This is a genomic window from Robertmurraya korlensis NBRC 107688, assembly GCF_001591645.1.
Classification (GTDB): Bacteria; Bacillota; Bacilli; order Bacillales; family Cytobacillaceae; genus Robertmurraya_A.
This window is the reverse complement of sequence record NZ_BCVH01000005.1, coordinates 157,332-182,128: the sequence shown is the minus strand read 5'-3', so window position 1 is coordinate 182,128 and position 24,797 is coordinate 157,332. Positions and strand designations below refer to the sequence as shown.

At 38.8% G+C, this 24,797-nt stretch carries 25 protein-coding genes, 1 pseudogene and 1 riboswitch; of the genes and pseudogenes, 9 read left to right on the top strand and 17 right to left on the bottom strand.

Annotated features, from left to right (window positions below; genetic code table 11):
• The first annotated feature begins 75 nt into the window (after positions 1-75).
• The gene (locus BKO01S_RS09845) at positions 76-1,611 is read left to right on the top strand and encodes an FAD-dependent oxidoreductase (protein WP_066052559.1); all 1,536 of its coding nucleotides are present in this window, start codon (positions 76-78) and stop codon (positions 1,609-1,611) included.
• A 38-nt stretch (positions 1,612-1,649) separates the two neighbouring features.
• Here the strand turns inward: BKO01S_RS09845 and ypzF are convergent, their stop codons facing one another.
• The 10 genes from ypzF to BKO01S_RS09810 all read right to left on the bottom strand — a co-directional run bounded on the left by ypzF (position 1,650) and on the right by BKO01S_RS09810 (position 10,335).
• The gene (gene ypzF, locus BKO01S_RS24630) at positions 1,650-1,787 is read right to left on the bottom strand and encodes a protein YpzF (protein WP_198158794.1); all 138 of its coding nucleotides are present in this window, start codon (positions 1,785-1,787) and stop codon (positions 1,650-1,652) included.
• A gap of 63 nt (positions 1,788-1,850) precedes the next feature.
• Entirely contained in the window at positions 1,851-3,317 is a 1,467-nt protein-coding gene (locus BKO01S_RS09840) for an amidase family protein (protein WP_066052556.1), read from the bottom strand.
• A gap of 72 nt (positions 3,318-3,389) precedes the next feature.
• Entirely contained in the window at positions 3,390-4,532 is a 1,143-nt protein-coding gene (locus tag BKO01S_RS09835; protein ID WP_066052555.1) for a DEAD/DEAH box helicase, read from the bottom strand.
• Positions 4,533-4,619: 87 nt separating this feature from the next.
• Entirely contained in the window at positions 4,620-5,843 is a 1,224-nt protein-coding gene (locus tag BKO01S_RS09830) for a Ger(x)C family spore germination protein (RefSeq protein WP_066052553.1), read from the bottom strand.
• Positions 5,840-7,426 carry a spore germination protein gene (locus BKO01S_RS09825; RefSeq protein ID WP_066052549.1) on the bottom strand — a complete coding sequence of 529 codons (1,587 nt, stop codon included), beginning with the start codon at positions 7,424-7,426 and terminating at the stop codon, positions 5,840-5,842. The genes BKO01S_RS09830 and BKO01S_RS09825 overlap by 4 nt, the downstream gene beginning before the upstream one ends.
• Positions 7,423-8,535, bottom strand: a complete 1,113-nt coding sequence (locus tag BKO01S_RS09820) for a GerAB/ArcD/ProY family transporter (protein WP_066052546.1) — start codon at positions 8,533-8,535, stop codon at positions 7,423-7,425. Before BKO01S_RS09820 ends, BKO01S_RS09825 begins: the two co-directional genes overlap by 4 nt.
• On the bottom strand, positions 8,532-8,708 hold the full coding sequence (locus BKO01S_RS24360; protein ID WP_157077348.1) for a hypothetical protein: 177 nt from the start codon (positions 8,706-8,708) through the stop codon (positions 8,532-8,534). The genes BKO01S_RS09820 and BKO01S_RS24360 overlap by 4 nt, the downstream gene beginning before the upstream one ends.
• A 196-nt stretch (positions 8,709-8,904) precedes the next feature.
• Positions 8,905-9,063 (bottom strand): DUF1540 domain-containing protein, encoded by a 159-nt coding sequence (locus BKO01S_RS23900; RefSeq protein WP_084362032.1) that lies wholly within the window; start codon positions 9,061-9,063, stop codon positions 8,905-8,907.
• 84 nt (positions 9,064-9,147) lie between these two features.
• A complete protein-coding gene (locus tag BKO01S_RS09815; protein ID WP_066052541.1) occupies positions 9,148-9,591 on the bottom strand; it encodes a threonine/serine exporter family protein in 444 nt (147 codons plus the stop codon).
• Between the two features lie 15 nt (positions 9,592-9,606).
• On the bottom strand, positions 9,607-10,335 hold the full coding sequence (locus BKO01S_RS09810) for a threonine/serine exporter family protein (RefSeq protein WP_066052767.1): 729 nt from the start codon (positions 10,333-10,335) through the stop codon (positions 9,607-9,609).
• Positions 10,336-10,493: 158 nt separating this feature from the next.
• On the opposite strand from BKO01S_RS09810, the gene BKO01S_RS09805 reads away from it, so the two are divergent.
• Positions 10,494-11,441 (top strand): D-2-hydroxyacid dehydrogenase, encoded by a 948-nt coding sequence (locus BKO01S_RS09805; RefSeq protein WP_066052536.1) that lies wholly within the window; start codon positions 10,494-10,496, stop codon positions 11,439-11,441.
• A gap of 173 nt (positions 11,442-11,614) precedes the next feature.
• On the opposite strand, the gene BKO01S_RS09800 is transcribed toward BKO01S_RS09805, so the two are convergent.
• From BKO01S_RS09800 to BKO01S_RS09780, 5 genes are all read right to left on the bottom strand, one after another.
• Entirely contained in the window at positions 11,615-12,337 is a 723-nt protein-coding gene (locus BKO01S_RS09800; protein WP_066052534.1) for an amino acid ABC transporter ATP-binding protein, read from the bottom strand.
• Complete coding sequence (locus BKO01S_RS09795) at positions 12,334-12,990, bottom strand: amino acid ABC transporter permease (RefSeq protein ID WP_066052531.1); 657 nt, start codon at positions 12,988-12,990, stop codon at positions 12,334-12,336. The genes BKO01S_RS09800 and BKO01S_RS09795 overlap by 4 nt, the downstream gene beginning before the upstream one ends.
• Positions 12,991-13,070: 80 nt before the next feature.
• The gene (locus tag BKO01S_RS09790; protein ID WP_066052528.1) at positions 13,071-13,886 is read right to left on the bottom strand and encodes a basic amino acid ABC transporter substrate-binding protein; all 816 of its coding nucleotides are present in this window, start codon (positions 13,884-13,886) and stop codon (positions 13,071-13,073) included.
• A 365-nt stretch (positions 13,887-14,251) separates the two neighbouring features.
• Complete coding sequence (locus BKO01S_RS09785) at positions 14,252-14,485, bottom strand: excisionase family DNA-binding protein (protein ID WP_066052525.1); 234 nt, start codon at positions 14,483-14,485, stop codon at positions 14,252-14,254.
• A 58-nt stretch (positions 14,486-14,543) separates the two neighbouring features.
• Positions 14,544-15,758, bottom strand: a complete 1,215-nt coding sequence (locus tag BKO01S_RS09780; RefSeq protein WP_066052523.1) for a cystathionine gamma-synthase family protein — start codon at positions 15,756-15,758, stop codon at positions 14,544-14,546.
• A gap of 178 nt (positions 15,759-15,936) precedes the next feature.
• On the opposite strand from BKO01S_RS09780, the gene BKO01S_RS09775 reads away from it, so the two are divergent.
• The 4 genes from BKO01S_RS09775 (at position 15,937) to BKO01S_RS09760 (ending at position 18,992) form a co-directional block, all read left to right on the top strand.
• A complete protein-coding gene (locus BKO01S_RS09775) occupies positions 15,937-16,581 on the top strand; it encodes a GntR family transcriptional regulator (RefSeq protein WP_066052520.1) in 645 nt (214 codons plus the stop codon).
• Positions 16,582-16,739: 158 nt separating this feature from the next.
• A complete protein-coding gene (locus BKO01S_RS09770; RefSeq protein ID WP_066052517.1) occupies positions 16,740-17,531 on the top strand; it encodes an amino acid ABC transporter substrate-binding protein in 792 nt (263 codons plus the stop codon).
• Positions 17,532-17,546: 15 nt separating this feature from the next.
• Positions 17,547-18,230 (top strand): amino acid ABC transporter permease, encoded by a 684-nt coding sequence (locus BKO01S_RS09765; protein ID WP_066052514.1) that lies wholly within the window; start codon positions 17,547-17,549, stop codon positions 18,228-18,230.
• An 18-nt stretch (positions 18,231-18,248) separates the two neighbouring features.
• Complete coding sequence (locus BKO01S_RS09760) at positions 18,249-18,992, top strand: amino acid ABC transporter ATP-binding protein (protein WP_066052511.1); 744 nt, start codon at positions 18,249-18,251, stop codon at positions 18,990-18,992.
• Between the two features lie 169 nt (positions 18,993-19,161).
• Here BKO01S_RS09760 and BKO01S_RS09755 read toward each other — a convergent pair whose 3' ends face one another.
• Both BKO01S_RS09755 and lepB read right to left on the bottom strand, forming a co-directional pair.
• Positions 19,162-20,589, bottom strand: coding sequence for an amino acid permease (locus BKO01S_RS09755; protein WP_066052508.1), 1,428 nt, complete (start codon positions 20,587-20,589; stop codon positions 19,162-19,164).
• A gap of 116 nt (positions 20,590-20,705) precedes the next feature.
• Positions 20,706-20,885, bottom strand: a riboswitch (Lysine riboswitch).
• A gap of 81 nt (positions 20,886-20,966) precedes the next feature.
• Positions 20,967-21,506, bottom strand: coding sequence for a signal peptidase I (lepB, locus tag BKO01S_RS09750; RefSeq protein WP_066052504.1), 540 nt, complete (start codon positions 21,504-21,506; stop codon positions 20,967-20,969).
• A gap of 197 nt (positions 21,507-21,703) precedes the next feature.
• On the opposite strand from lepB, the gene BKO01S_RS09745 reads away from it, so the two are divergent.
• The 3 genes and pseudogenes from BKO01S_RS09745 to BKO01S_RS09740 all read left to right on the top strand — a co-directional run bounded on the left by BKO01S_RS09745 (position 21,704) and on the right by BKO01S_RS09740 (position 24,709).
• Complete coding sequence (locus BKO01S_RS09745; protein ID WP_084362031.1) at positions 21,704-22,366, top strand: spore coat protein; 663 nt, start codon at positions 21,704-21,706, stop codon at positions 22,364-22,366.
• 383 nt (positions 22,367-22,749) lie between these two features.
• Positions 22,750-23,049: pseudogene (locus tag BKO01S_RS25200) on the top strand (beta-ketoacyl synthase N-terminal-like domain-containing protein); the annotation flags it as partial.
• On the top strand, positions 22,976-24,709 hold the full coding sequence (locus BKO01S_RS09740; protein WP_066052501.1) for an ATP-binding protein: 1,734 nt from the start codon (positions 22,976-22,978) through the stop codon (positions 24,707-24,709). The pseudogene BKO01S_RS25200 and the gene BKO01S_RS09740, both read left to right, overlap by 74 nt.
• Positions 24,710-24,797: the final 88 nt, after the last annotated feature.

Here is a 24,797-nt window from a genome sequence, read left to right as displayed (position 1 = left end):
ATCCTTTCCCTTATACATATTTCTCTCTCACTTGGAAAAATTATGTTTATCTAGTAGATTTGAGGAGGAACGGCTATGTCTATGAAGGATTATGAAATGCCCCGCTTTCCAGAACCATACTGGAGAGATATGGATTTACCCATTTACAATTCTTTAATCGAGGATATCAACGTAGATGTCGCTATTGTCGGGGCAGGAATCACCGGCATAACAGCAGGTTATCTTTTAGCTAATAAAGGCTTAAAGGTTGCCATACTAGAAGCCGGAAGAGTTCTAAATGGAACGACTGGCCATACGACGGCAAAAATCACGGCTCAGCATGGCTTAATATATAATGAGTTGCTCCAAAACTTTGGAGAAGAACGAGCAAAACTTTATTACCAAGGCGCTACAGACGCAATGGAATTTATCAGTCGAATGGTAAACGAACACAGTATCGAATGCGATTTCTCAAACCAAGAGGCTTTTATTTATGCAGTTTCAGAGAAAAATGCCTATAAAGTGGAGGAGGAAGCCGATGCCTATCAAAAGTTAGGCATTCGTGGTGAGTTAACAGAGGAAGCTCTTCCCTTTAACATGAAATCCATGTCTACCCTTGTAATGCATGATCAAGCTCAATTTCACCCACTCAAATACTTAAACGTGCTTTTACGCAAATTTATTGAAGCGGGTGGTGTGGTCTATGAAAATGTAACGGCTACCGATGTTGAGGAGGGCTCCCAACCTAAGGTCGTATTAAGAAATGGGAAAAAGGTAACGTGCAAGCATGTCATTGCAGCGTCTCATTATCCATTTGTTGATAAAAATGGCTTTTATTTTACTCGGCTAGAAATTAAACGTTCCTATATCGTTGCGGTTACAACACAAAAGGAGTTTCCTGGCGGAATGTACTATAGCGCCGATTCTCCTACACGGTCATTACGTTCAACTCCACTGGATAATGGGGAACAACTCGTTTTAGTGAGTGGTGACGGTCATAAGACTGGACAAGGTGTTGATACATTGGAGCATTACTTGGCTCTTGAGAAATTTGCTAATGATGTCCTTGGTATTAAAGAGTACAAGTACCGCTGGTCGGCACAGGATATGATTACACTAGATAAAATCCCTTATATTGGACCTGTTACTGAGAATAATCCCAATATTCATATCGCAACCGGGTATCGTAAATGGGGAATGACTAACGGAACACAAGCAGCACTTGTTCTTGCAGATACCATCCTTGAAAAAGAAAATGCCTATCGTGACTTTTATGCTCCTCAGCGCTTCGATGCTGATCCGGATATTAAAAAGTTCATTAAACTGAATGCAGATGTAGCAAAGCACCTAGTAAAAGGGAAGCTTGAATACGTCGGGAAAGAGCCGAACGAAGTGGAAGTTGATGAAGGGGCTGTCGTTATGGTAAAAGGAGAGCGCGCTGGTGCTTATCGCGACCATGACGGCTGTCTTCATCTCGTAGATACGACTTGTACTCATTTAGGGTGTGAAGTGGAATGGAATCACGGAGATCGCACATGGGATTGCCCTTGTCATGGATCACGATATACTTACGATGGTGAAGTTGTGGAGGGGCCCGCAAACAAGCCACTTAAAAAAGTGGAATTGGATTAAAAAAACTGGCCGAAAATGATTCGGCCAGTTCTTTTTTGTTATTGATTCATCGGACGATTTCGACGAATGTCCTTTTTATCCGTTGTAGAAAACTCTACAAGCTCGGAGCTAGTTTGTTGCTGCTTTTGGTTATTATTACGCTGCGCGTTGGCATTCCCAAGCTTTGTTCTTCCCATGTAAAACATCTCCTTTTAAAAAGAGGATACTTACATAGGTAGTATGAGAAGGAAAGGTACACCTTATTCGATAATTGGAGGTTTTCGATGCTTGGTTGCTTGTTCGAAGGCAAACCCGAGTTTAATTAGGGTTGGCTCACTATAAGCAGTCCCTGTAAAGGTGATTCCAACAGGTTCTCCTTCACTCGTGTATCCAGCGGGAACTGTTATCGACGGGTAGCCTGCTTTCGCAGGAATACCTGCTCCAAAATTATTAGGGAACACAATCGCATCCAGTTGGTGTTCCTTTAACACGTAATCGATCCCCTGCTCGGTTGAATAGTATAGATCTTCTTCCAGTGCTTTTAAATAGGCTTCTTCGGTTAGCCTACCAGAAGTAGCTTCTGCTTCCTCTAAAACGACTTGTCCATACTTTAAGCATGTTTCTTCGTTTTCTTTATTAAACTGAATCACATCCGAAAGTGACCTTACTTTAACCGAGGAATCCACTGTTTTTAAGTATGCATTCACATCTGATTTAAACTCATACGTGAGTACATCATAGCTCCATTTTCGTCCTGTTGAAGGAATAACTACATGATCTACGACCTCTGCACCTAGTTCAACCAGCTTTTCAACGGCTTTATTCATCACCTGAAGCTGTCCCTCATTTAAATACCCAAAGTACACATCACGGGTAATCCCAATTCGTGCTCCTTTTAACCCCTGCAGATCTAAATAGGAGGTGAAGTCTGTTCCAGATAACTCTGTGTTGGTTAATGTTACTGGGTCATTTTGATCTTGAGCAGATAAAGCGCTTAATAAATAGACTGCATCCGTAACGGTTCTCGCCATTGGACCGGCTGTATCCTGGCTGTGAGAAATCGGTATAATCCCCTTACGACTCACTAATCCTACCGTCGGCTTTATCCCAACTAAGGAATTTTGACTTGCGGGACTTAAAATGGACCCGGAGGTTTCTGTACCAACAGCTATGACGGCTAGGTTTGCTGCAATAGAAGCACCTGATCCCGAACTTGATCCTCCCACATCAAACTGACCAGTTCCGTATGGGTTTAACACTTGTCCCCCACGAGAGCTATATCCGCTTTTCATTCCTTCAGCCATAAAATTCGCCCACTCGGTCATATTGGTTTTTCCTAAAATGATTGCACCCGCTTCTCTTAATAGAGCGGCTACCTTCGAGTCCTCTTTTGCATATGAATCAGCAAGAGCTAGCGAACCTGCACTTGTATGCATATGATCACCCGTGTCGATATTATCCTTAATTAATACAGGAATCCCATGGAGCGGGCCGCGTGGTCCCTTCGTCTTTCGTTCTGCATCAAGACTAGCAGCAATCTGAATGGCATGAGGATTCACTTCAAGAATGGAATTGATTTTTGGGTCTAACGTACGAATGCGATGCAAATACATGGTTACAAGCTCTTTTGAGGTTACCTCACTAGAGGCCATTTTTTCCTGAATTAAATCAATGGTTGCCTCTTCAAGCCAATCTTCAGAAGCTATATGTAAACGTGGATTCTCCATTCTTTCAACCCCTTATTTTGTTTCCTTTATTATACAATAAGGAGCGGGAAACTTGTTCCCACTCCTTGGAAATTACCTTCTTGAATCAGCATCCACCATCTGACCTTTAAAAAACACCTTTTTGACAACGTCCTTTTTCAAATCCCTAGTAAATTTCTTTAAATCTCTTTCCTCACGTTCATTCACTAAAGAGATCACCGTGCCTTCTGCCCCAAATCTTCCTGTACGTCCGGATCGGTGCACATATTGTTCTATATCTCGAGGGAAATCATAATGAACCACGTGCGTGATCCCTTTAATGTCTAACCCTCTTGCAGCCACATCCGTTGCAAGTAACATATTTACCTTGCCTGTTCGAAAATCCTTCAAAGCATTTTTACGTTTGTCCTTGTTTAGGTCACTATGTAAAACGGATGCTTTTACATTTTGGAAATCTAGTTTTTCAGACACAACATTCAAATTTCCGATATCTTTAATGAAAACCAGAATACTTGCCTCTTCCAAGCGCGAGATTTTTTCAAGCAGCTTAATTTTATCGCGTTGTTCCGCAGTAAAAAACACATGATCAACGGTACCCGACTCAATTGTTTCATCTTTTTTCACCTTAATGACTTCCGCTTCCTTCGTCAACTCTCTTGCTAGCTTTTCTGCATGCTCTGGAAGCGTGGCTGAAAATAAGACGACTTGACGATCGGCTTGGGTAGACTTCACAATATTGGTCACTGTCTGCAGATGCTCTTTTGTTAGTAATTGGTCACCCTCGTCTAGAACAATCGTTTTTACTTCATGCATCTTAATTTTCTTTTGAGCAATCAGCTCCATCATTCTCCCTGGAGTTCCTGCAATAATATGTGGTTGCTTCTTTAGCTTTTCGAGCTGGCGCTTGACGTTTGCTCCTCCAATAAATGAAGCCGAACGTATGCCACTTCCTTCACTCCATTTTTGAATCTCCGAAAGGATTTGCATAACTAGCTCCTGCGAGGATGCTAAAATAACGGCTTGAATCGTTCGTTTCTCTGGATCTAATTTATCTAGCACCGGTAGAAGATAAGCAAGAGTTTTTCCCGTTCCTGTGGGTGACTCAGCAATCACATCTTTTCCTTCTGCAATGATAGGCACTGCCTTTGTTTGTACACTGGTTAGTTCTTTAAATCCTTCTTTTTTCCAAATATCCTTTATAAATGGTTGTAGCTCGTTTACAATCGTCGTACTCATCTGCTTCTCCTTTAATAAAAAGCTGTTTTCTATTCAGCTTACTCTTATTTTCTCTAGTTAAATACTAGCTGAAAGACGAATGGTTGTCTAATCTTGCTTTGGAATCTCAGATATGAACGATTTTGCTCTAATTCCCGAACGTCTTAAATGTAAATCAGACTCCACTTCAACTTCTGCTTGCGCAAATACCTCATCCCAATTCTTTTCTACCTTTTTATATTCCTTATGATGCTGGCGGTTAAACACTTCCCCAAATCCAAAAATATCTGCACCATATTCTTCCTGTACCTTCTCGATGGTCTTCTGTATTTCATTCGCTACAAACTCGTTTGTTTGCTTCTCGAATTTATTATAGGTTTCGATCTTTGTTATATCATCAGGGCACTGTGTTGCTTCAATTCTCGTTTCACCTGTAATTTTTACCTTGAGAACAGGTCTACCACTTTTAAGATCTACCTTGAGCTGTGTGTATGTTTCCGTTACTCTTAGATCATTAAATAGTTGGTCCCTCGATTTGGCCTCGTCTTGTTTGGCGCACGGCACACTTAGACTTGTATTTTTTAATTCTTGGGTCCAATAATAATTTCTTGTATCAGTTAAATCTAAAAATCCAACCAATTTATCATCCTGAAAAACGGCCATGCCGTTCATCTCAACTAGGGATTCTATATCTAAGCTTTGGTTATTCTCTGAGCTACTCCCTTTTTTTGGATCGCCCTTCAGCTTAATGGCAGCTGCAACAGGATTTCGGCCAAGAGAGGTAACGGCTGAAATAAAATCAGTCAATCTAACCCCTGGGTCTCCACCCCATTCTTCAATGAATGATTGGGTTTGTTTATGCATTTTTAAGGATGGAACTTTTTGAACAGGATACGTAATTTTTGTAAACACTTCTGCCTTTTCACCTTGTGTGATCACTATATTAAAATCATTTCGAAATTGCCCACTACGATCAAGATAATCGAGAAATTCAAGGACCCCTTCTTTTGCCACCTCCTCACCAATATAAAGAACTCTTGTATGTGAGAAAATTAATCTCCGAGTAATACCGATATTCATTTTATGCACAAGCTCAGATACAGAGTTTCCTTCAAGTGAGTAAGTAATGGCAGGGCTTGCCTCTCCACCCATTTGACTTTTTGAAAATTGGCTCGCATTAACAATTTCCACTGTTAATTTATATTTCATTTCCTTGCCTTTATCAACGGCTAGTCCTGTTACGATGGAGATATCATTCAATTCTACTCGATCCCAACACCCCGTTAAAAAACCCATACAAATCACTAGTAAAAGAAAAGGTTTGCGATTCATCTTTGATCTCCCATCGGCTTTGGGGGACCTGGTTTGTATTGATCCTTAATTCGAACGGGTGTCTTTGGATAAAGATAAGAAGGTCGTTTTTTATTCTTCCATATTGGCATACGAATAAATACATCATCTTGATCCTTTGGTCGAAATGGTGCTACAGGTGCCAAGTAAGGGATCCCAAAGGAACGTAAACTAACGAGATGAATAACCATCATAATTAAAAACAAAAGAACGCCATAAAGCCCCATAAAAGAAGCGCTAAATATTACGACGAATCGTAACAGGCGTGTAGCAATTGAGAAGTTATAAATGGGTGAAACAAAGCTTGCAATCGCTGTAAAGGCAACAACGATAACCAACACATTTGAAACAAGTCCTGCTTCTACTGCCGCTTGACCAATGACAAGAGCACCAACAATTGAAACGGTTTGTCCAACCACCCTTGGCATCCGTACACCAGCTTCCCTTAACACCTCAAAAGATAACTCCATGATCATTATTTCAATAACAGCAGGAAAGGGGACACCTTCCCTTTGTGCTTGTATGCTTATTAAAAGCTGTGTAGGCATGAGTTCATGATGAAACGTGGATATCGCTACATACAAAGACGGTAATAGTAACGCAATCATAAATGATGAATAGCGAACCATACGAACAAAACTCGCCATGATAAACGGCTGATAATAATCCTCAGACGCTTGAAAAAAATCCACAAATAGAGTTGGCACCGTTAGAACGAATGGACTCCCATCTACAATGATCGCCATCTTCCCCTCTAATAAATGCCCACATACACTATCTGGACGTTCCGTGTTATAAACAAGAGGGAAAGGAGTAAAAGATTTATCCGCGATAAACTCCTCCACATTCCCCGAATCCAGTAATGCGCCTACATCTACCTTATTGATTCTCTCCCTTACTTCACACAGAAGATCTTCATTAACAATATCATTGATATATCCAAGGGCAACATTTGTCTTTGAGTCACTACCAATCTGAAAAACCTCAAAACGTAATCGCGGGTTTTTTAATCGTTTTCTAACCAGCTGAATATTAACAGGGAGTGCTTCTACAAATCCTTCTTTCGGCCCCCGAATGATCGTTTGCGTACTCGGTTCAGATATCGCCCTTTGCTGGGGAAGCCCGATATCTAACGTTAATGCTTCCATATATCCATCCACCATAATGACTACTTCACCGTTTAGGACACTCCATACAACCTGATGAAAGTTTTTAGAAACCTTATAGTCAATGGATGGGAAGTATAGCTCTCTCATTTCAACCATATCACGAAATGATTGGTCTGTTTGACGGTTTGTTGCCGCTTGTAAGACACGGTTTGAGAGTTCATTTTTATTAATCATCGTACTTATATATGTTATATATCCTTTTAGGCCACCTATTTTAATAGACTCACATTTAAAGTCGAATGTTCCCTTAAATAGCTCCCCTAGATGTTTTTTATTTTCATCAACCTGTCTGGAGTAATACTTGGTAATGTCCTGTTGCTGAAACAACTCCTCCTCCGTTGATTTTCCACGGTTTTTATTTTTCTTCCTTAGAAAAGTGGATCCAAATAATTTCATTCCCTTCCCTCCTTACTCTTCTTTGTTTTCCATAAGAGAATCGGTAGTATTAGTAGCGGAAGTATGAATTGAAAAGGAATATGTAAAAACATTGGGACAACGATTAGCCCTTCCTCGATATGCTCAGCAAAATTATCACTGATTTTCACTGATAAAAAAGTGATAATTGCTCCTAATGGAACTACATGCATTCGATATGGACGCTTGCTTAACAGCTCCAACCCTTTTAAAGCCCCGTAAAAAAAGACACCAACCTTAATAATAATTCCATACATCACGATAAAGACAACAATCAAATCTACCCTTTCAATAAACTCCAGCAATGATATTTCACGGGCAGATGATAGAAGTGGAAAGTTTGAGCGAGCCCTCATTTGCACTCCTAAGGTTGCGATTTGCAATATTGCATTGTAAATCAATATAAGACCACTAGCAAATACAGCTAGTAGAATAATCTTTTTAGACTTTTTAAATTCTGATGTATAAGGGATTATTAAGGTGAAGGCAATGAGCTCACCGAAAGGAAAGGTTAAAAGCTGCGGGAAAACCGCCTTTACTACCGGCTTTATCCCTTCTCCAAGAATAGGAAGTAAATTAGTAAATTCCATTTCACCTGAAATAAAGACGGCAATTCCAATAATAATAATAAATGAGAAGAAGTAAGGAATGAAAATCTCACTCGTTCTCCCCATTACCTCTATACCTAAATACAGCATATAGATGATAACAACCACCATCGTAATAGCTACGAATTCAACAGGAGTCTGTTCAAATATAAAAGAGGTGATCAACTCACAAAAATCTCTAAGAACACGGGAAGCAATGTAGATAAAATAAAGAATATACATAATGATTAGTGCTCCACCCATCCACTTTCCTAAGCAAAGCTGAAAAATCTCAAATAGATTTTTCCCCGGGGCCCTGGAAAGAAGAAAGTGGAAAAACAAACCTATTCCTAACCCGAAGATCATCGCTACCCCAAGAGCGATCCACGCATCTTGTTTCGCATCATTTCCTGTACTTACAACGGCTGCGCTTCCAATTTCAAAGATAAAAATTAAAATAAACAGTTGCCAGAGGGACAATTTTTCAACAAGAATATTTTTCATGATGATTTACTTGTTTTTTTATTTTTCCTTACTCTATAGTCAACTCCAATGCTATAGCAGAAGCCAACCAAAAGAACGGAATAGATCATCCATTGACTAGTCCCTCGCTGAAAGGAAACATTCGCTTTTACAATGGTTAAAAGCGGCTGGTTATATAGATATAAATCAAACACGGTGATCACTCCAATTGATGCACAAAATATCAAACAAAACATAAAGGTAACCAAGATTATCATCCTAACTCCATGTAAACTTCCTATTTCACTTTCTAATAGCATTTGTCACATAAGGAGGAAATATGCTTTCTTGGTAAGAAATCCCGAAAACACATAAAAAAAGACAGTGCTCGCTCGCACTGCCTTAGTTTTTCTATAATCCTTCAGGTTCGAATGTTTTACAATCTGTTTCACGGCTAGTATCTGCTTCATTTCCACGGTGACTTACAACGAAGATTTGCTCTGCTCCACACTTCATTCCTTCTTCATTGTGGACGCAATTACTTACCTCACATAGTACATCTTTTGCCATGGTATAACACCTCCCCTATGGATAGGGTAAACAAAAAGGGAGAGGGACATTCGGATTTGAACTTGGCAAATCTTTGAATCATTACTAGCTCTTTTTTATAAATGCTGTCTTTCTAATAAGCTGGTTAATTACTTCCGAAAACACGATTCCCATCGCAATTGACCCAGAAATTAAGAAGGCTTTCGCAGCAAGGGCTAAAGCGATATTATAGTCATTTTCAACAAAATTACGCATGGCATCATATGCCATTCCACCTGGAACAAGAGGGATGATTCCTGCGACTATAAATATGATAATCGGCGTCCGATATAGCTTTGCAAAGACCTGACTGGCTACTGCAATAACGAAGGAGGCAACCAAAGTAGCATTAACTGCATCAGAGCCATTGATTGTGAAAAGGATATAAATACCCCAACCAAGCATTCCGACAAACCCCGATTGTACCAAGGAGGATTTAGGAGCGTTAAAGATAATACCAAAAGCGGCGGCGGCCAAAAAACTTAATAGTAGATGTTGAAGAATGTACATGAATAGGCGTCTCCTTTATAGAAATGATAATACGACAGCAATACCTGACCCGATAGCAAAAGCAGTTAACAGCGCTTCTGCCCCTTTGGAGATTCCTGAAACCAAGTGTCCGGCCATTAAATCTCTAACGGCATTGGTTAATAATAGACCCGGCACAAGTGGCATAACCGATCCAATAATAATTTTATCTAACTCAACGCCCATACCCATATGAATAAATAGATAGGAGAGAATTCCGATAATAATGGATCCAATAAACTCTGAAATAAACTTGATAGGAACCATTCTGTGAAAATAAATCACACTCGTAAAACCTAAGCCACCGGTAATAAATGCCGGGAGGAAGTCGACCCAACTCCCATTAAACATAATTAAAAAGCATCCACTAGCTATTGCTGCTGCAAGGATTTGAAGCTTTGTTGAATACGTTAATTGGGACTCTTCTACCTCTGTTAACGCACGAAAGGCCTTTTCTATATCAAGTTCTCCATTCGTTATCCGACGGGAAACCCCATTTACCAATGCGACTTTATGTAGGTCCGTTGTTCTTTCTGTAATTCGAACCAGCTTTGTTTTTGTAGGCTCCGTACTTTCTATTGAAAAAATAATTCCCGTTGGTGTTACAAAACAATGCGCCTCCCTAACCCCAAAGGCACGGGCTATTCTTTCCATCGTATCCTCCACGCGGTATGTTTCAGCACCACTTTGGAGCATGATTTTCCCTGCTAATAGACAAACTTCCATAATGTCGTATACCACTTGTTGTTTTTCCACTATTTATCACCAACTGCTTAACTTTATAATGTAATGAATACTTTATCATATTTCTCGTATTAGCGGGCCACTACTTTTTTATGTTATATTTAGAATATCGAAATTTTCAAAAAAGTAGGTGTTGAGCATTGAGAAAGCTAGTCGTTACTCATAATATTGAACAAGTATATGTTAACGAAATAAAGGCTATATTACCAGATTGGGAAATCATTGTTGGCAAAGAAATCTACAAAGACCGTATCCATGAGGCAGAAATTATTTTAGGATGGAAAAAAGATATAACAGACCTTATAGGGAGCGCCTCTGCATTGAAATGGGTTCAAACCTGGAGCGCCGGTGTGAATAATTTACCCCTTCAATTGCTTAATGAGCGTGGAGTAATGGTTACAAGTGCGAATGGCGTCCATGCCTTCCCCATTTCTGAAACCATCTTCGGATTAATGCTAGCACTTACTCGTCATATTCATACATACGTTCGAAACCAATCATCCAAACAATGGCATCATGGTGGGCTAAAACTTGAAATCCACGGAAAAACGATTGGTATTATTGGAGTTGGGGCAATTGGGAAAGAAACGGCAAAGATCGCTAAAGCATTTGGAATGAAAGTACTTGGAGTGAGAAACTCCCAAATTCCTGAAGAAAATGTGGATGAAATGTACGTTACAACAGAACTGAATTCAGTACTTCCTCAATGCGATTATGTGGTTTCTACTCTACCCTTAACGAAGGATACAAAAGGATTATTTTCTATGGAGCAATTTCAATTAATGAAGCCAACCTCCTTTTTCATTAATATTGGTCGAGGAGAAATTGTCGTGGAAGAGGATCTTATTCACGCACTTCAAACGGGAGAAATTGCAGGAGCTGGACTAGATGTATTCGAGGTAGAGCCTCTCCCTGAAATGAATCCTTTATGGGAGATGGAGAATGTGATCATTACTCCTCATACATCCGGTTCAACGGAAAATTATGATCAACGAGTCGTAGAAGATATCTTTTTACCAAACTTACGACAATACGTAAATGGTGAAAAACCTTCCATTAATGCAGTTGATTTTAAAAAAGGATATTAGTTTCAAAAAAAACACAGGTCCAATTAGAACCTGTGTTTTTGACTCGATGGGACTTCAACCCATAAACTACTCTTCCCGTATCAATGATACGAGAGGCCGCTCTGTTCTTTGAGCTACAAGTCATTTTTATTTTGGCCTTATTAAGAAAATATTATGCAAAAAGGGATATCCTTTTATAGTACTTTGCTTAAAAATGCTTTGGTTCGTTCCTGCTGCGGATTGCTAAACAGTTCTTCAGGGATATTTTCTTCAACTATATAGCCACCGTCCATGAAAATAACCCGATCACCGACTTCTCTAGCAAACCCCATTTCATGTGTCACAACAACCATCGTCATACCTTCTTTTGCTAGCTGTTTCATAACCTCTAGAACCTCACCAACCATCTCTGGGTCTAATGCAGAGGTTGGTTCATCGAAGAGCATGATCTTCGGTTCCATGGCAAGTGCCCTAGCAATGGCGACACGCTGTTTTTGACCACCAGATAAAGAATCAGGATAGGCATCTGCCTTGTCCTCAAGCCCGACTTTTCGTAAAAGCTCCAGACCCTTTTGCCTAGCCACTTCTTCATCGACTTTTTTCACCTTCACAGGGGCCATCATAATATTCTCAATAACCGTTTTATGAGGGAACAGGTTAAATTGCTGGAAAACCATTCCTACATCCTGTCTGACTTTATTGATATTCACACTCTTATCTGTTAGATCGACACCTTCAATATATACATGACCGTCTGTGACGGATTCTAACAAGTTCAAGCAGCGTAGAAAGGTCGATTTCCCTGAACCTGAAGGTCCGATGACAACGACCACTTCTTGTGGTTTCACTTCCGCATTTATATTTTTTAGTACTTCGTTACTTCCAAAGGATTTTTTTAAATTACTGACTTTAATCATTCGGTTGATAACCTCCTCTCAAGACGATTTAACAGGAAGCTCAATGATAACGTGATGACGAGATAAATAACTGCTACAGTCAAATACGGCTCCCAAACACGATAGTATTGTCCTTGCATAGCTCGTCCCCAGTACATAATCTCTGGAGCGGCAATAACCGCTGCTAATGATGATTCCTTAATAAGAACAATAAATTCATTTCCTAATGGTGGAATCATTCTCTTAAATGCTTGTGGTAGAATGACGTATCTCATCGCTTGGAAATGAGTCATCCCAAGTGTTCTTGCCGCCTCCATCTGACCTTTGTCAATGGATTGAATTCCTGCTCGAAAGATTTCTGCAATGTATGCTCCTGCATTTAAGGACAATGCGAGAATAGCCGCTGTCACTGGCTCAGTTTTTCCTGTAAACAATGGAACGAGACCAAAGTGAATGAGCAATATTTGTACAAATAATGGCGTTCCTCTGAAAAACGTAATATATAAGTCAAAAGGTAGTGACAACCACTTGTTCTTGACCATTTTCCCTAACCCAATGGCCAAACCTAGTGCGGTACCCAAAACGATACCTGCTAGTGATAACCCAAGGGTAAGCAATGTTCCCTTTAAAAACAATGGAGCGTAGTCCATGATGAGATCAAAACGAAAGTCCATCGTACTCCTCCTTTACTAGAATGAAAAAATGGCGTAACACTATGTGGAAGAGTTACGCCGCTAATAAATCATGTAACCAATTATTGTTGTGCTTTTAAATCTTCAACGTCCGGCTCAGAACCAAACCATTCTTTATATATCTTTGCATACGTTCCATTTTCGTAGATGGCGTTAATCGCTTTATCAAATTCTGCTTTCAACTCACTATCCTTCGGGAACATTAAGCCATAATATTCAGCTGCGAATGCTTCTGTATCTTCAACGACAACAAACTTATCATTTGGATTATTTTTTGCATACTCTTCAACCACTGTGTTATCAGCAACAACTGCGTCAGCGCCGCCACCTTTAAGCTCCATTATTGCTAGAACCGTATTTTCAAATTTTTTGATATTAGGATTATTTACTCCTAGTACACTTTCAATTGCTTCTTGGCCAGTGGTACCGTTTTGGACAGCCACTTTCTTGTCCTTTAAGTCTGCAGCTGATTTAATATCACTGCCTTCTGGAACTAGAATTTTATTAGTTGATAGGAAGTAAGGGTGTGAGAAGTCATACGATTCTTTTCGCTCATCATTAATGGTAATCGCTGAAACAGCAAAGTCTGCTATTCTATCCTCTAACTCTACGAAAACAGGGTCCCAGCCAACATGTACGATATCCACTTCATAGCCAGCCTCTTTTGCAATGGCATTAACAAAATCAACATCAAATCCAACAATTTTATCGCCATCCATGTACTCAAATGGTGCGTAGGCTGCATCGGTTACGACTCTTAATGTTTTCTTTTCTTCACTTGCTCCTTCATCAGATCCATTGTTCTGGTCGTTCGTTCCACAAGCAGACAAAAGCATACTAAGCACTAACAAAAATGATAAGAAAGATAGTTTTTTCACTACATTGCCCCCTTAATAATTGTTTTATATATATTGTAACTTTACCTAACAAATACCTTATAACTCTAAATTTTCAGTATATTTTGACATGAAACTATTATAACTTTAATCGTTTTTTTATGCAACCATAAAAACTTTGTTAGGATAATTTATTACCACTCTACTAGAGTAAAGTATGTGTATTGGGAATCCTATCCTTATTGGTATTTGAAAATATCTTTTAACGATATATTCACTATCTTTTTACTGTTAGACTATTTAACATGTTCATTGACAATTGCATAAAAACCATTAAAAGCATACAAATAAAGGGAGAATAAAAAACCTATCTATTTTTTATTCTCCCTTTTTAAGAGTATGACTATTTAATCCTCATCTTTGATGTCTCTGTCTTCTGGAATGGGCTCGTTTTCTAATTCTTTTAGGAGATTCTTGTATTTTTCAAGCTGTTCAAAATGCGTTTTGAACTGGTCCTTAAAAATCATGGGTACACCTTCACTGTCACGCAACACCCGAATTTTCCCCTGTAAAATTAAATTTTCTACATATTGAACGGAAACTGATAAATACTCTGCCGTTTCTTTCACTGTTAGGTACATCCATACGTCACTCCTACTAAATATATGAAGCTATTATATCGAATAACCCCTTATTTACCTATAGCCCAAGTGATAATTTGGACTCTAGATGTACAAAAGCTTGCTCGAGATCAGCTATCAAATCTTCGGTGTCCTCGATTCCCACCGATATTCGTACTAGCCCCTCTGGTATCCCCAATTCTTTGCGTTCTTCAAGGGTACACTCCACATGGCTGGTCGTTCTTGCTGGTCCATAGATGGTTTCCACCGCACCAAGATTCCCAGCTCTATTCGCATACTCTAACTTTGGTAGTAAAATTTTGATTGCTTCCATCTCTTTTTTTAACACAAAGCTTACTATTCCCCCGAAGCCCTTCATTTGTTTTTTTGCAATATCATGATTAGGGTGTGTTTCTAACCCAGGATAAAATACTTCTTCCACATGCCTTTGAGTTTTCAGATACTTGGCTATTTCCATTGCACTCTTTTCTTGCTGTCTCACCCGCAGCTTTAATGTTTTCATTCCTCTTAATATAAGGTAAGCAGACCAGGGATCCATAGTGGCACCATTAATTTCGCGATAATGGTACACTTTTTCCATCAGTTCCTTCGTTCCGCAAACAACTCCACCCATCGCATCTGCATGACCACTTAAAAACTTAGTGGCACTATGTATAACGATGTCTACCCCCAATGAAATAGGATTTTGATTAATGGGAGTAGCAAAGGTATTATCAATGATAACCAATGCGCCAACTGCTTTCCCTGCCTTGACCATTCTATTTATATCCGTAATCTTCAACGTTGGGTTCGTTGGTGATTCTAAATATAGTACCTTGCACCCTTTGGCAACTTCCGCCTCGATTTCTTCGTGATTTCCCGTCTGACATAGCGTCACATTTACATTTATATTTGGTAGGAACTCTGTGAATATTTTATTGGTCCCTCCATATGTATCCTTAACAGATACGACTCGGTCCCCCGGTCTTAAAAATGTATACAGCGTACTACTAATGGCGGCCATCCCCGATGAAAAGCCAACTGCCCTTTCTGCTCCCTCCAGAATACGTACTTTTTCTTCAAAAGCTTCGACCGTCGGATTCGTCATCCTATTGTAAGTGTGTCCTGGCTTTAATCCAAGTGCCACGTCCTGCCATTCATCAATATCATCATAATTGTAGGCTACACTTAAGACGACAGGCACCTGAGTTGCGTTAAATGCAAGGGATGCCTCTTCCCCCGCCCATACAGCTTTTGTTCCGTCCTGTATATTCATGCTTTTATGTTTCCCCATGTAATCACCTCAAAAGTTATTTCCCTTTTTAAAAAATATTGTATATTGTATAATGTACAGAATATTATAACAAATTAGTTTGTAGATAGCTACTTAAATCCGTTGTAGTACTTCCCTTTTGTATTTAATGTATAATTATTGTTAGATATAACAAGCCTTCAGCAAGGAGGAATGAACGATAAAGAAGAGATACCGATCCTTAAAGGATCACGTTTATGATTACATAGCCACAGAAATTCAGAACGGAACTTTACTCCCCAATCAGAAAATAAATGAAGTAGCTATAGCAAATCAATTAGAAGTGAGTAGAACTCCTGTAAGAGAAGCTTTAATCCAGCTTGCTTCCGAAAACCTACTAGAATTTTTCCCTAGAAAGGGATTTATCGTAAAAGAAGTCACTACGAAATCAAAGCTAGATGTATTCCAGGTTGTTGCCGTACTTGACGCGTTAGCAGCTTCCCTTTCCATACAGCTTCTTACAGAAGAAGAGATAAACAAAATGGAGGATATGGTTAGAAAAATTGACTTAGCGATCTCTCAGAAAAATTACTCTGACTATCAACTCTACCAAAATGAATTTCATAAGGTCTATATTGATAAATGTAATAATGAGACATTAATCGAGCTGCTTCACTCGTTTCAAAATAGTTTTGTTAGACAGATCTACTTAAGTAAGGACGACGATAAATTATTTTCTGTTTTAAAACAAATGAATGAACAACACTCTCTAATAGTGAAACATTTTAGGGACAAGGACCAGGAAAAACTAGAAGAGCTGATTAAAAATGAACATTGGAAAATCACTCATATAGATATGATTTAATCGAACAGGCTAAATGGTCTGTTCTTTTTGTTTTTCCTACATATAAGTTACATTTCTGTGAAACATAAGAATAATTGTTTGACATAAGCCCAAGAAAATATTAACCTAATATAGTTTTTAAAAATAATTAATCCGATAAACTTAGTGGGGGTTTTAACATGAAAAAATTATCATTCGTGCTGTTCACGCTCCTTCTTTCACTTGCACTAACAGCTTGTGGAGCAAAAGAAGAAGAAAAAACAGCTACAAACTTATACGAAGAGATCAAGGAAAAAGGTGAAATTACCATCGGGACAGAGGGTACTTATGCACCGTTCACCTTCCATGATGAGTCTGGAAAACTAACAGGATTTGATGTTGAGATCGCTGAAGAAGTATTCAAGCGCCTTGATATTAAGCCAGTTTTCGTAGAAACAAAATGGGACGGAATGATCGCTGGGCTAGATGCAAAGCGTTATGACATGGTTGCTAATGAAGTCGCTATCCGCGAAGAGCGCCTTGAGAAATATGATATGTCTGATCCATATATTTCTTCTAAAGCGGTTCTTGTTGTTGGAGAAGCAAACGAAGACATTAAAACGTTTGAAGACCTTAACGGTAAAAAAGTAGGTCAATCTTTAGACAGTAATTACCGTAAAATTGCAGAAGCAAACGGAGCAACAAACACAGTGGTTGATGGATTTAATCAAGCCATTGACTTAATCACTTCCGGTCGTATTGATGCGACCATCAACGATAATTTATCGTACCTGGATTTAAAAAAGCAACGTCCTGACTTAGCGATTAAAAAGGTAGATGAGGAAGCTGATGTGACAAGCAATGCGTTCTTATTCCGGAAAGATAATCCAGAACTAGTTGAGGCGGTTAACGGAGCGTTAGCAGACATGATGGAAGATGGAACATACCTCGAAATCTCAACTAAATGGTTTGGCGAAGACGTATCGAAGTAAAGGACTGAATTGAGTATGGTCTTAGATGAAAGAACGGAACGAATTATAGGAATCCTTAGTGATTCCTTTTTTCCTATATTAAAAGCAGGTTTATATTTTACTGTTCCATTAACATTAATCACATTTGCCCTTGGACTTATATTAGCGTTTCTCACAGCAATCGCTCGTATATCAGGTATCAAGCCTCTTGTTGCCATTGCTAAGTTTTATGTATGGATTTTCCGCGGGACTCCTCTTCTCGTTCAATTATTTATCTTATTTTATGGTCTCCCGAGTGTGGGTATCATCCTTGATCCATTTCCAGCAGCTGTACTTGGGTTTACGTTAAATAAAGGGGCATATAGCTCTGAGATTATTCGTGCCGCTATCCTGTCTACTCCTAAAGGACAATGGGAAGCTGCTTTCTCAATTGGTATGACTCGAGCACAAGCCATGCGACGAATTATCCTGCCACAAGCGATGAGAGTGTCTGTTCCACCACTAGGAAACTCTTTTATCAGCCTCGTGAAGGACACTTCCCTTGCTGCAACAATAACCGTTACAGAGATGTTTCAAAAAGGTCAACAGGTGGCTGCTGCTACGTACGAACCCCTTTGGCTTTATATTGAAGTAGCATTTATTTACTTACTGTTTAGTACGGTGCTTTCCTATGCTCAATCCATGCTTGAACGTCGCTTTGACCGTAGCGTAGCAAAGTAGGAAGGGAGAGTATAGCAAATGATTAAAATAGATAATTTATTTAAAAGCTTTGGAGATATTGACGTTTTAAAAGGAATTGACTTAGAAGTTGAAAAGGGGAAAACTGCTGTTATTATTGGACCATCCGGTTCAGGCAAAACGACCCTTTTGCGCTGTCTGAATTTATTAGAAATTCCTAATCAAGGGAACATTGCCATTGGGGAAAAAGAACTTTCGTTTCACTCAGGGACGAAGCTAAAATCTACTGAGATGACTTCCTTTCGTCAACAAACGGGAATGGTTTTTCAATCGTACAACCTCTTTCCACATTTAACTGTTGTTGAGAATGTAATGGAAGGCCAAGTCATTGTTCTAAAACGCTCAAAAGCAGATGCCAAAAAGCGTTCTCTCGATCTACTAGCCAAGGTTGGACTAAGTGACCGTGCGGAGATGTACCCTCATCAACTCTCTGGTGGTCAACAACAACGCGTGGGGATCGCAAGAGCGATGGCCATGGATCCGAAAGTATTATTATTTGACGAACCAACCTCAGCACTTGATCCTGAGCTTGTGGGTGATGTCCTAAAGGTCATGAAGGCTCTGGCTGAAGAAGGAATGACGATGGTGGTCGTTACCCATGAAATGGAGTTTGCAAGAGATGTAGCAGACCAAGTCATCTTCATGGACGAAGGACGAATTGCTGAAAAAGGGACACCTGAAGAAATATTCACCCTCTCAACCAACCCAAGAACCCAGCAATTTCTAAACAAAGTAGCACGCTAAACAACAAAAGTGGAAGCACCCGTCTAGCAGAAGCTGGACATACAAAAGGGGTGTAGTGTCCTTCTGAGAAGGACACTACACCCCTTTTTGTCCACGAACGGTGACAGACACCCTCCGTGGACACTTTGGCCTCATTTGTCCTTTTGTGGTGTCTGTCACCGCAAGAGGGTTAGGCTGCTTTATTTGATGCTGTTTTTTTTTGGCTGTGCTTTCTTGCAACAGGGCCGTAGAAGAAGATCCCACTTGCTAGAAGGGCCATACCGAACATAAATGTTTTGATGTCAGCTGTTCCCGCATAAATCACCCACACAGAATAACCAGTAGCAAGCAGAGCAATCGCACCGTCAATCACCTTTGATCTTGCTTGACCTGCATAGGTTTCACCTGTTATGACTAACTTCAGCTGGAATACAGCTGCAATAAAGTAAGGAACTAAATAGGATAATGTAGCGATATAAATGACAAAATCAAATGCTGCTGAGATCGAATTTGAGATCGTTGAGAAAATAAATAACTGTCCTAATGAATTCGTTATAATCATTGATAACACAGGAATATTCTTCTCATTTTCCTTTAAGAATGCTGGTAAGAATAAACCTTGCTTTGCTGCTTGGTATGGTACCTCTGCACTCAGCATCACCCATCCGATTGTTGATCCAAATAAGCTGATTAACCCAATAGCTGCTAATACTTTTCCAGAGACTGGTCCAAGAACGGAAACAATCGCATCAATTAATGGCTTCTCGGATGCAATTAACGCCTCTTGACTCAATAAACCCATTACCAACGTACTTACACCGATATAAATAGCTAACGCAATGAACAACCCTAGAATCGTCGCACGCTTTACATCAATTTGCTTCTTGGCACGTCCCGCAAACACAACCGCGGATTCAACACCAATAAATGCCCATAATGTCGCTACAGCTGCATTGCTAATCTGACCCATTAACCCAACTGAGGCACCACTCTCATCTAAACGAGGCTCAACCATCGGAAGCATATTGGATACCTCAAATGCGAACAACGCAACAATAATGAAAAGAAAGAAGCCTGCAACTTTAGACGCTGTAGCAATAAAGTTTAACTTCCCTGCGTTTTCTAACCCTCGTAAGATAATGAAGTGTGTTCCCCATAATAAAATCGAACACACCGCAAAAGTTAACGCATTTCCGACTTTTAAAGTAAAGGAACCAACTGTAAATAACTCAGCCTGACTCGTTAATATCGGAAAGAACGTTGATAAATAACTAGCGAATGTTGTAATGATGGCAATATTTCCTGCTAAGTTACCAATCCAGTAACCCCAAGTGGCCATGAATCCAGAAAGAACTGATGCCTTCGAGTCCGGCTTAAAAAGCTCTTTTGCATATATCTGAGGTCCACCATTTAGATTCGGTTTTCTCATCCCTAAGTTTCCGAATACAAGCGCTGTTACTAGTACCCCTGCCCCTGTGAATAACCAGGCAAGAATAACCCCTGCAGGACTCGCAGCTTCTGATAGTGAACGTGGTAACATAAAGATACCTGAACCGACCATATTTCCAACTACTAATGCAGTTAGTATCCATAAACCTAACTTTGTTTGTTTTCCCATGATAATATTCCTTTCTATTATTCTTCCCCACCTCTCTCAAAAATAGAGGGCCCTATAGGGACATAAAAAAACACACCAAACTTTTCGTACGGTGTGTGTTGCATTAACCGCATCAGGCAACGGATAGTTCAACATAGCTACTAAGCCATGACAGTCCTACACCTATTTGATGTAGTCCCAGCTACTATAGTAAGAGAAATATAGTGCTTCGGCGAAAATTCCTTTCAACTGAAATCATTGAGCTTCTCTGGCCCTCATCCAACCTACTATTACTTTTCGCAACCTCTACCTCATCTTGAGCCGATGAGGGGAATATTTAATTAAAAATGCTTTACTAGAATAATGCATGAAAGGTTTTATGTCAATGGGATTAATTGCTATTGAACCGTCCGAACATCTGAAAATGGAAAAAACACAAACTCACTTACTCCAACAATCTTCTCCTTTTTTATAAATCCAAGGCCATTTCTTGAGTCCATACTACGTAGTCGATTGTCACCCAAAACAAAATAATGCCCTTTTGGAACAAGAATAGGACCGAAGTCTCCCGTTAATACACTACCTTGCTCATTGGCCAGCTCACGATTTTCTTCTAAATACTTTTCACTATGAGGGGCGCCATTAATTAGTAGCTGGTCGTCCCTAATTTCGATGGTATCGCCAGGTAAGCCAATGATTCTTTTCACGTAATTTTCGTCTTCTCCTTTAATAATCACAATAGCCTCACGTTCAATATTGTCTGTATTTACTTTATTAACAAATATTTTCTCTTGATCGTGAAGCGTTGGTTCCATCGAGGCTCCATCCACAATATAAGGAGCAAAAACAAATGTACGAACGATTACCACGATAGCGAAAGCAATAAATACCGATTTTCCCCAACTGATTATTTCTTGTCTCTTTTTAGGTTCTCCCATCCTTTTTTGCCCCTTCTCTATATGTAATAACTTGTATTCATCTTATCATAATTCAAAAAAACCCTAAGGATTCAAAGCTCATTTCCAGCCAAAAATCGTTTGACAAGATTCTCCAAATTTATTACTGAATATCGTTCAGGAGGAAAGACACAATAAAAAAGGCTTTATCAATAAAATTCACTAGGAGATGATTACATATGCAACAACCTTACGCGGCACATGAAGTATTAGAATCAATGGAAGCGATGCGCACCAAAGCAGCAGAAATCGAGCAACATGGCTTCTTTGCCACTCAATGTCAAGACCCTCAGTTAAAGCAAATATTACTGAATCATCAACAACGTATGATTCAGGCATATCAACAAGGAATTGGACTTCTTCAAGGCAAAGGAGCAGCCATTACTCACCAACCACCTATGGTTCACGGGGGCGACTATTCAGTGGGTCTTCAACAATCAAACCAAATGAGCACAGCGCCAAATCCAACACCTTCTAAATTATCTGATAACACTATTTCAACACTTGTATTAAACACACATAAATCAGGTGCTATGATGGGAATGGTTTGGGCCAATGAGTGTGCAGATGCTTCTCTTCGTAATTACCATGTACAAGGGGCAAACCTTTGCCAAGAGATGGCATATGAAGTTTTCCAATACATGAACCATCGAGGCTATTACCAAACACCAGCATTGCAAGATCAACAAGTGAACACGATGTTTAATTCATTCCAAGCCATTGATCAAAACCAAATGTCTAGTCAGCCAACACAACAAATGCTTCATAACTCTCATTACGGTATGAATACTAATACAAATGTACAATCGAATACTCATGGAACTACTGGTTTCTATCAATAATAGTAACAACACAAAAACAGCACTTCGATTTTTAAGTGCTGTCAGATTGTCAACAAAAGGTAGCGAGAATCTCTTTCTCGTTGCCTTTTGTCATTATTTTGTTTGGAATGGTAGAGAAAAGGCTGATTTTATACAAAATTTTTTTAAAACCAGTAATGTAACTGTTATCTCGTTTAATAGGTATAAGTCTTTTCTAAGAGTACCATTCCCAAAAATGATTTAATAGGTATATAATTCTGATAGAATCACTTAGAGTGGAGTGTGAAACTTCAGCAAACCAATCAGATTTCTCCATTTTCAATTGGAAAAATGAACACTAATTGTATATCGACCGCTGTAAGTTCATTTTTTGAACTGAATGGGATGTCGCTTACTTTTTAAGTAATAGTTGTACGGCAAGTACGGATGCATTTAACTTAGCTACGTTAATAGAGGTTGGGCAGCTCGATGTTTGCATTGTAGGAGGAGTGGAAAGTACATTAAAAAACGTTGTGGTACAGGGTTTTTCTAAACTCAATCTTACTGCAAAGGAATTAGATCCTGCTAGAGCAGGATGGTGGCAACAACTCATGTTTATTACTATCAAAATTGTAAGAAGGGCTGTTTCTAATGGAATTTATTATATTGTTTACCGTTTCGCTTTTCCCATTTTTTTGCGGTCTTATCATCTTTTTGGGGAATAAAGTTGAATTAGCAAGAGCTATTTCTTACTTCTTATTTTTGTTATTTATTTGGCAGGTTGATATCGCGGTTTTATATGCTGGGGACTTTTTATCGAAACCAATTATCGAAATTCTTTTTAGAATTTTCCGCTTCGGACAGATTATGATCATGCCCTTGTTATATTATTTTGCGTTTTATATTTACAAAACGGGACTTGCTAACAAAAATATTAAGAGATACCATAACTGGTTTTATAATAAGCAGATCTTTTATTGTGTATTGCTTTTTAGTTTGCTCGTTTATTACACGAATTTTACTTCCTCTGGAGTTGTAGAAGTATATCAGATTCAGCCATATCCATCATTTCCTACTCACTATATACCGGCTTACGGGGCAGGGAACATTACATTCTATATAAATATTATTCTTGTATTTGTTCATGCCTTTTTACTATTATTTATTGGGCGGAAAATTTCTGATGCTAAAATACTGAAGTTTTTCCAATCCCTTGTTTTTGCTTCACTATTTATTTTTATTAATGGCATTTTAAGTGGATTTTTAATCTTCCCTTTATTTTTTTCAGTATTAAATTCGGTTTTTGCCGCAATTGTTCTATTTTCATCTTACTTTATTTTACAGAATAAAACGATTGAAACAATCAATCAGGAATTAAAAGAGGAAAGAAGCTTTTTAGAAATTATCTTAAATATCAATCCGAATTATATATATGTAAAAGACAAAAGTGATAAATTGTCCGTTGTAAATGAGGCATTTGCTAAGCTTTATGATAAAAAACCTAACGAGATGATTGGCTTAAAAGAATATCAATTGGATAATACATATCTAATAAAAGGGGAACAGCATGAACCCAATGAAGTAGTCTTCCTTAGTAACGGGGAAGAAAGAGCAACGGAATGGAGATTTTTGCCGATTTCTATTAAAGGGACTTATGATCACACTCTCTGTTTAGGTACGGACATTACGAATAGAAAAAAAAATGAAGAAATGCTGGTAAAGTCGGAGAATTTAAGAGTCCTAGGTGAAATGGCCGCTGGAATTGCGCATGAAATAAGAAATCCGCTTACCTCGATAAAGGGTTTCATAAAACTATTGGATCAAAGTGTTATTGATTCAAACGAGAAGTATTATCTATCAATTATCTCTGAAGAAATTGACCGAATCAATGATGTAGTGGGAGAGTTACTTTTTATTGCAAAGCCCCAAGCATCTGTCCAAATAGGTAAGGAGGTCAATATTAATAAAGTGGTTCATGATGTAAAAATTTTAATGGAACCAACAGCACTTCTCATCCAAGCGTCAATCGATATAATAACGAAAGACCAAATCAAAACCTACGCAATTGAAGAAAAGCAAATAAAACAAGTATTAATTAATATTTTTAAAAATTCATTGGAAGCTTTGTCCAAAGACGGTAGGATTCGAATTAAATCCGAAAAAATTAGCCGAAAAAGAATTAGAATTCGAGTCATTGATAACGGTAGCGGTATAGCAAAGTCAACATTACAGAAATTAGGAGAACCTTTTTATACGACAAAAGAGCGAGGAACAGGGCTAGGTCTTACAGTGTGTTTTAAAATTATAAGAGAAAATAATGGAGACATTCTTTTTAGAAGTAAAAAGGGATCAGGAACTATCGTGGACATTATTTTGCCTGAATAGACATAAATGAAGATAATTAAATAAAATGAATAAACAACATCCGAAAGCCATTCGATGTTCTTTTGTCTACAATCTGACAGCACTTCGA

What these genes read in the sequence shown, in the direction of transcription:
- BKO01S_RS09845 (WP_066052559.1), top strand. Translation starts at nt 76, where the DNA reads ATGTCTATGAAGGATTATGAAATGCCCCGCTTTCCAGAACCATACTGG.
- ypzF (WP_198158794.1), bottom strand. Translation starts at nt 1,787, where the DNA reads ATGGGAAGAACAAAGCTTGGGAATGCCAACGCGCAGCGTAATAATAAC.
- BKO01S_RS09840 (WP_066052556.1), bottom strand. Translation starts at nt 3,317, where the DNA reads ATGGAGAATCCACGTTTACATATAGCTTCTGAAGATTGGCTTGAAGAG.
- BKO01S_RS09835 (WP_066052555.1), bottom strand. Translation starts at nt 4,532, where the DNA reads ATGAGTACGACGATTGTAAACGAGCTACAACCATTTATAAAGGATATT.
- BKO01S_RS09830 (WP_066052553.1), bottom strand. Translation starts at nt 5,843, where the DNA reads ATGAATCGCAAACCTTTTCTTTTACTAGTGATTTGTATGGGTTTTTTA.
- BKO01S_RS09825 (WP_066052549.1), bottom strand. Translation starts at nt 7,426, where the DNA reads ATGAAATTATTTGGATCCACTTTTCTAAGGAAGAAAAATAAAAACCGT.
- BKO01S_RS09820 (WP_066052546.1), bottom strand. Translation starts at nt 8,535, where the DNA reads ATGAAAAATATTCTTGTTGAAAAATTGTCCCTCTGGCAACTGTTTATT.
- BKO01S_RS23900 (WP_084362032.1), bottom strand. Translation starts at nt 9,063, where the DNA reads ATGGCAAAAGATGTACTATGTGAGGTAAGTAATTGCGTCCACAATGAA.
- BKO01S_RS09815 (WP_066052541.1), bottom strand. Translation starts at nt 9,591, where the DNA reads ATGTACATTCTTCAACATCTACTATTAAGTTTTTTGGCCGCCGCCGCT.
- BKO01S_RS09810 (WP_066052767.1), bottom strand. Translation starts at nt 10,335, where the DNA reads ATGGAAGTTTGTCTATTAGCAGGGAAAATCATGCTCCAAAGTGGTGCT.
- BKO01S_RS09800 (WP_066052534.1), bottom strand. Translation starts at nt 12,337, where the DNA reads ATGATTAAAGTCAGTAATTTAAAAAAATCCTTTGGAAGTAACGAAGTA.
- BKO01S_RS09795 (WP_066052531.1), bottom strand. Translation starts at nt 12,990, where the DNA reads ATGGACTTTCGTTTTGATCTCATCATGGACTACGCTCCATTGTTTTTA.
- BKO01S_RS09785 (WP_066052525.1), bottom strand. Translation starts at nt 14,485, where the DNA reads ATGTACCTAACAGTGAAAGAAACGGCAGAGTATTTATCAGTTTCCGTT.
- BKO01S_RS09780 (WP_066052523.1), bottom strand. Translation starts at nt 15,758, where the DNA reads ATGGGGAAACATAAAAGCATGAATATACAGGACGGAACAAAAGCTGTA.
- BKO01S_RS09770 (WP_066052517.1), top strand. Translation starts at nt 16,740, where the DNA reads ATGAAAAAATTATCATTCGTGCTGTTCACGCTCCTTCTTTCACTTGCA.
- BKO01S_RS09765 (WP_066052514.1), top strand. Translation starts at nt 17,547, where the DNA reads ATGGTCTTAGATGAAAGAACGGAACGAATTATAGGAATCCTTAGTGAT.
- BKO01S_RS09760 (WP_066052511.1), top strand. Translation starts at nt 18,249, where the DNA reads ATGATTAAAATAGATAATTTATTTAAAAGCTTTGGAGATATTGACGTT.
- BKO01S_RS09755 (WP_066052508.1), bottom strand. Translation starts at nt 20,589, where the DNA reads ATGGGAAAACAAACAAAGTTAGGTTTATGGATACTAACTGCATTAGTA.
- lepB (WP_066052504.1), bottom strand. Translation starts at nt 21,506, where the DNA reads ATGGGAGAACCTAAAAAGAGACAAGAAATAATCAGTTGGGGAAAATCG.
- BKO01S_RS09745 (WP_084362031.1), top strand. Translation starts at nt 21,704, where the DNA reads ATGCAACAACCTTACGCGGCACATGAAGTATTAGAATCAATGGAAGCG.
- BKO01S_RS09740 (WP_066052501.1), top strand. Translation starts at nt 22,976, where the DNA reads ATGGAATTTATTATATTGTTTACCGTTTCGCTTTTCCCATTTTTTTGC.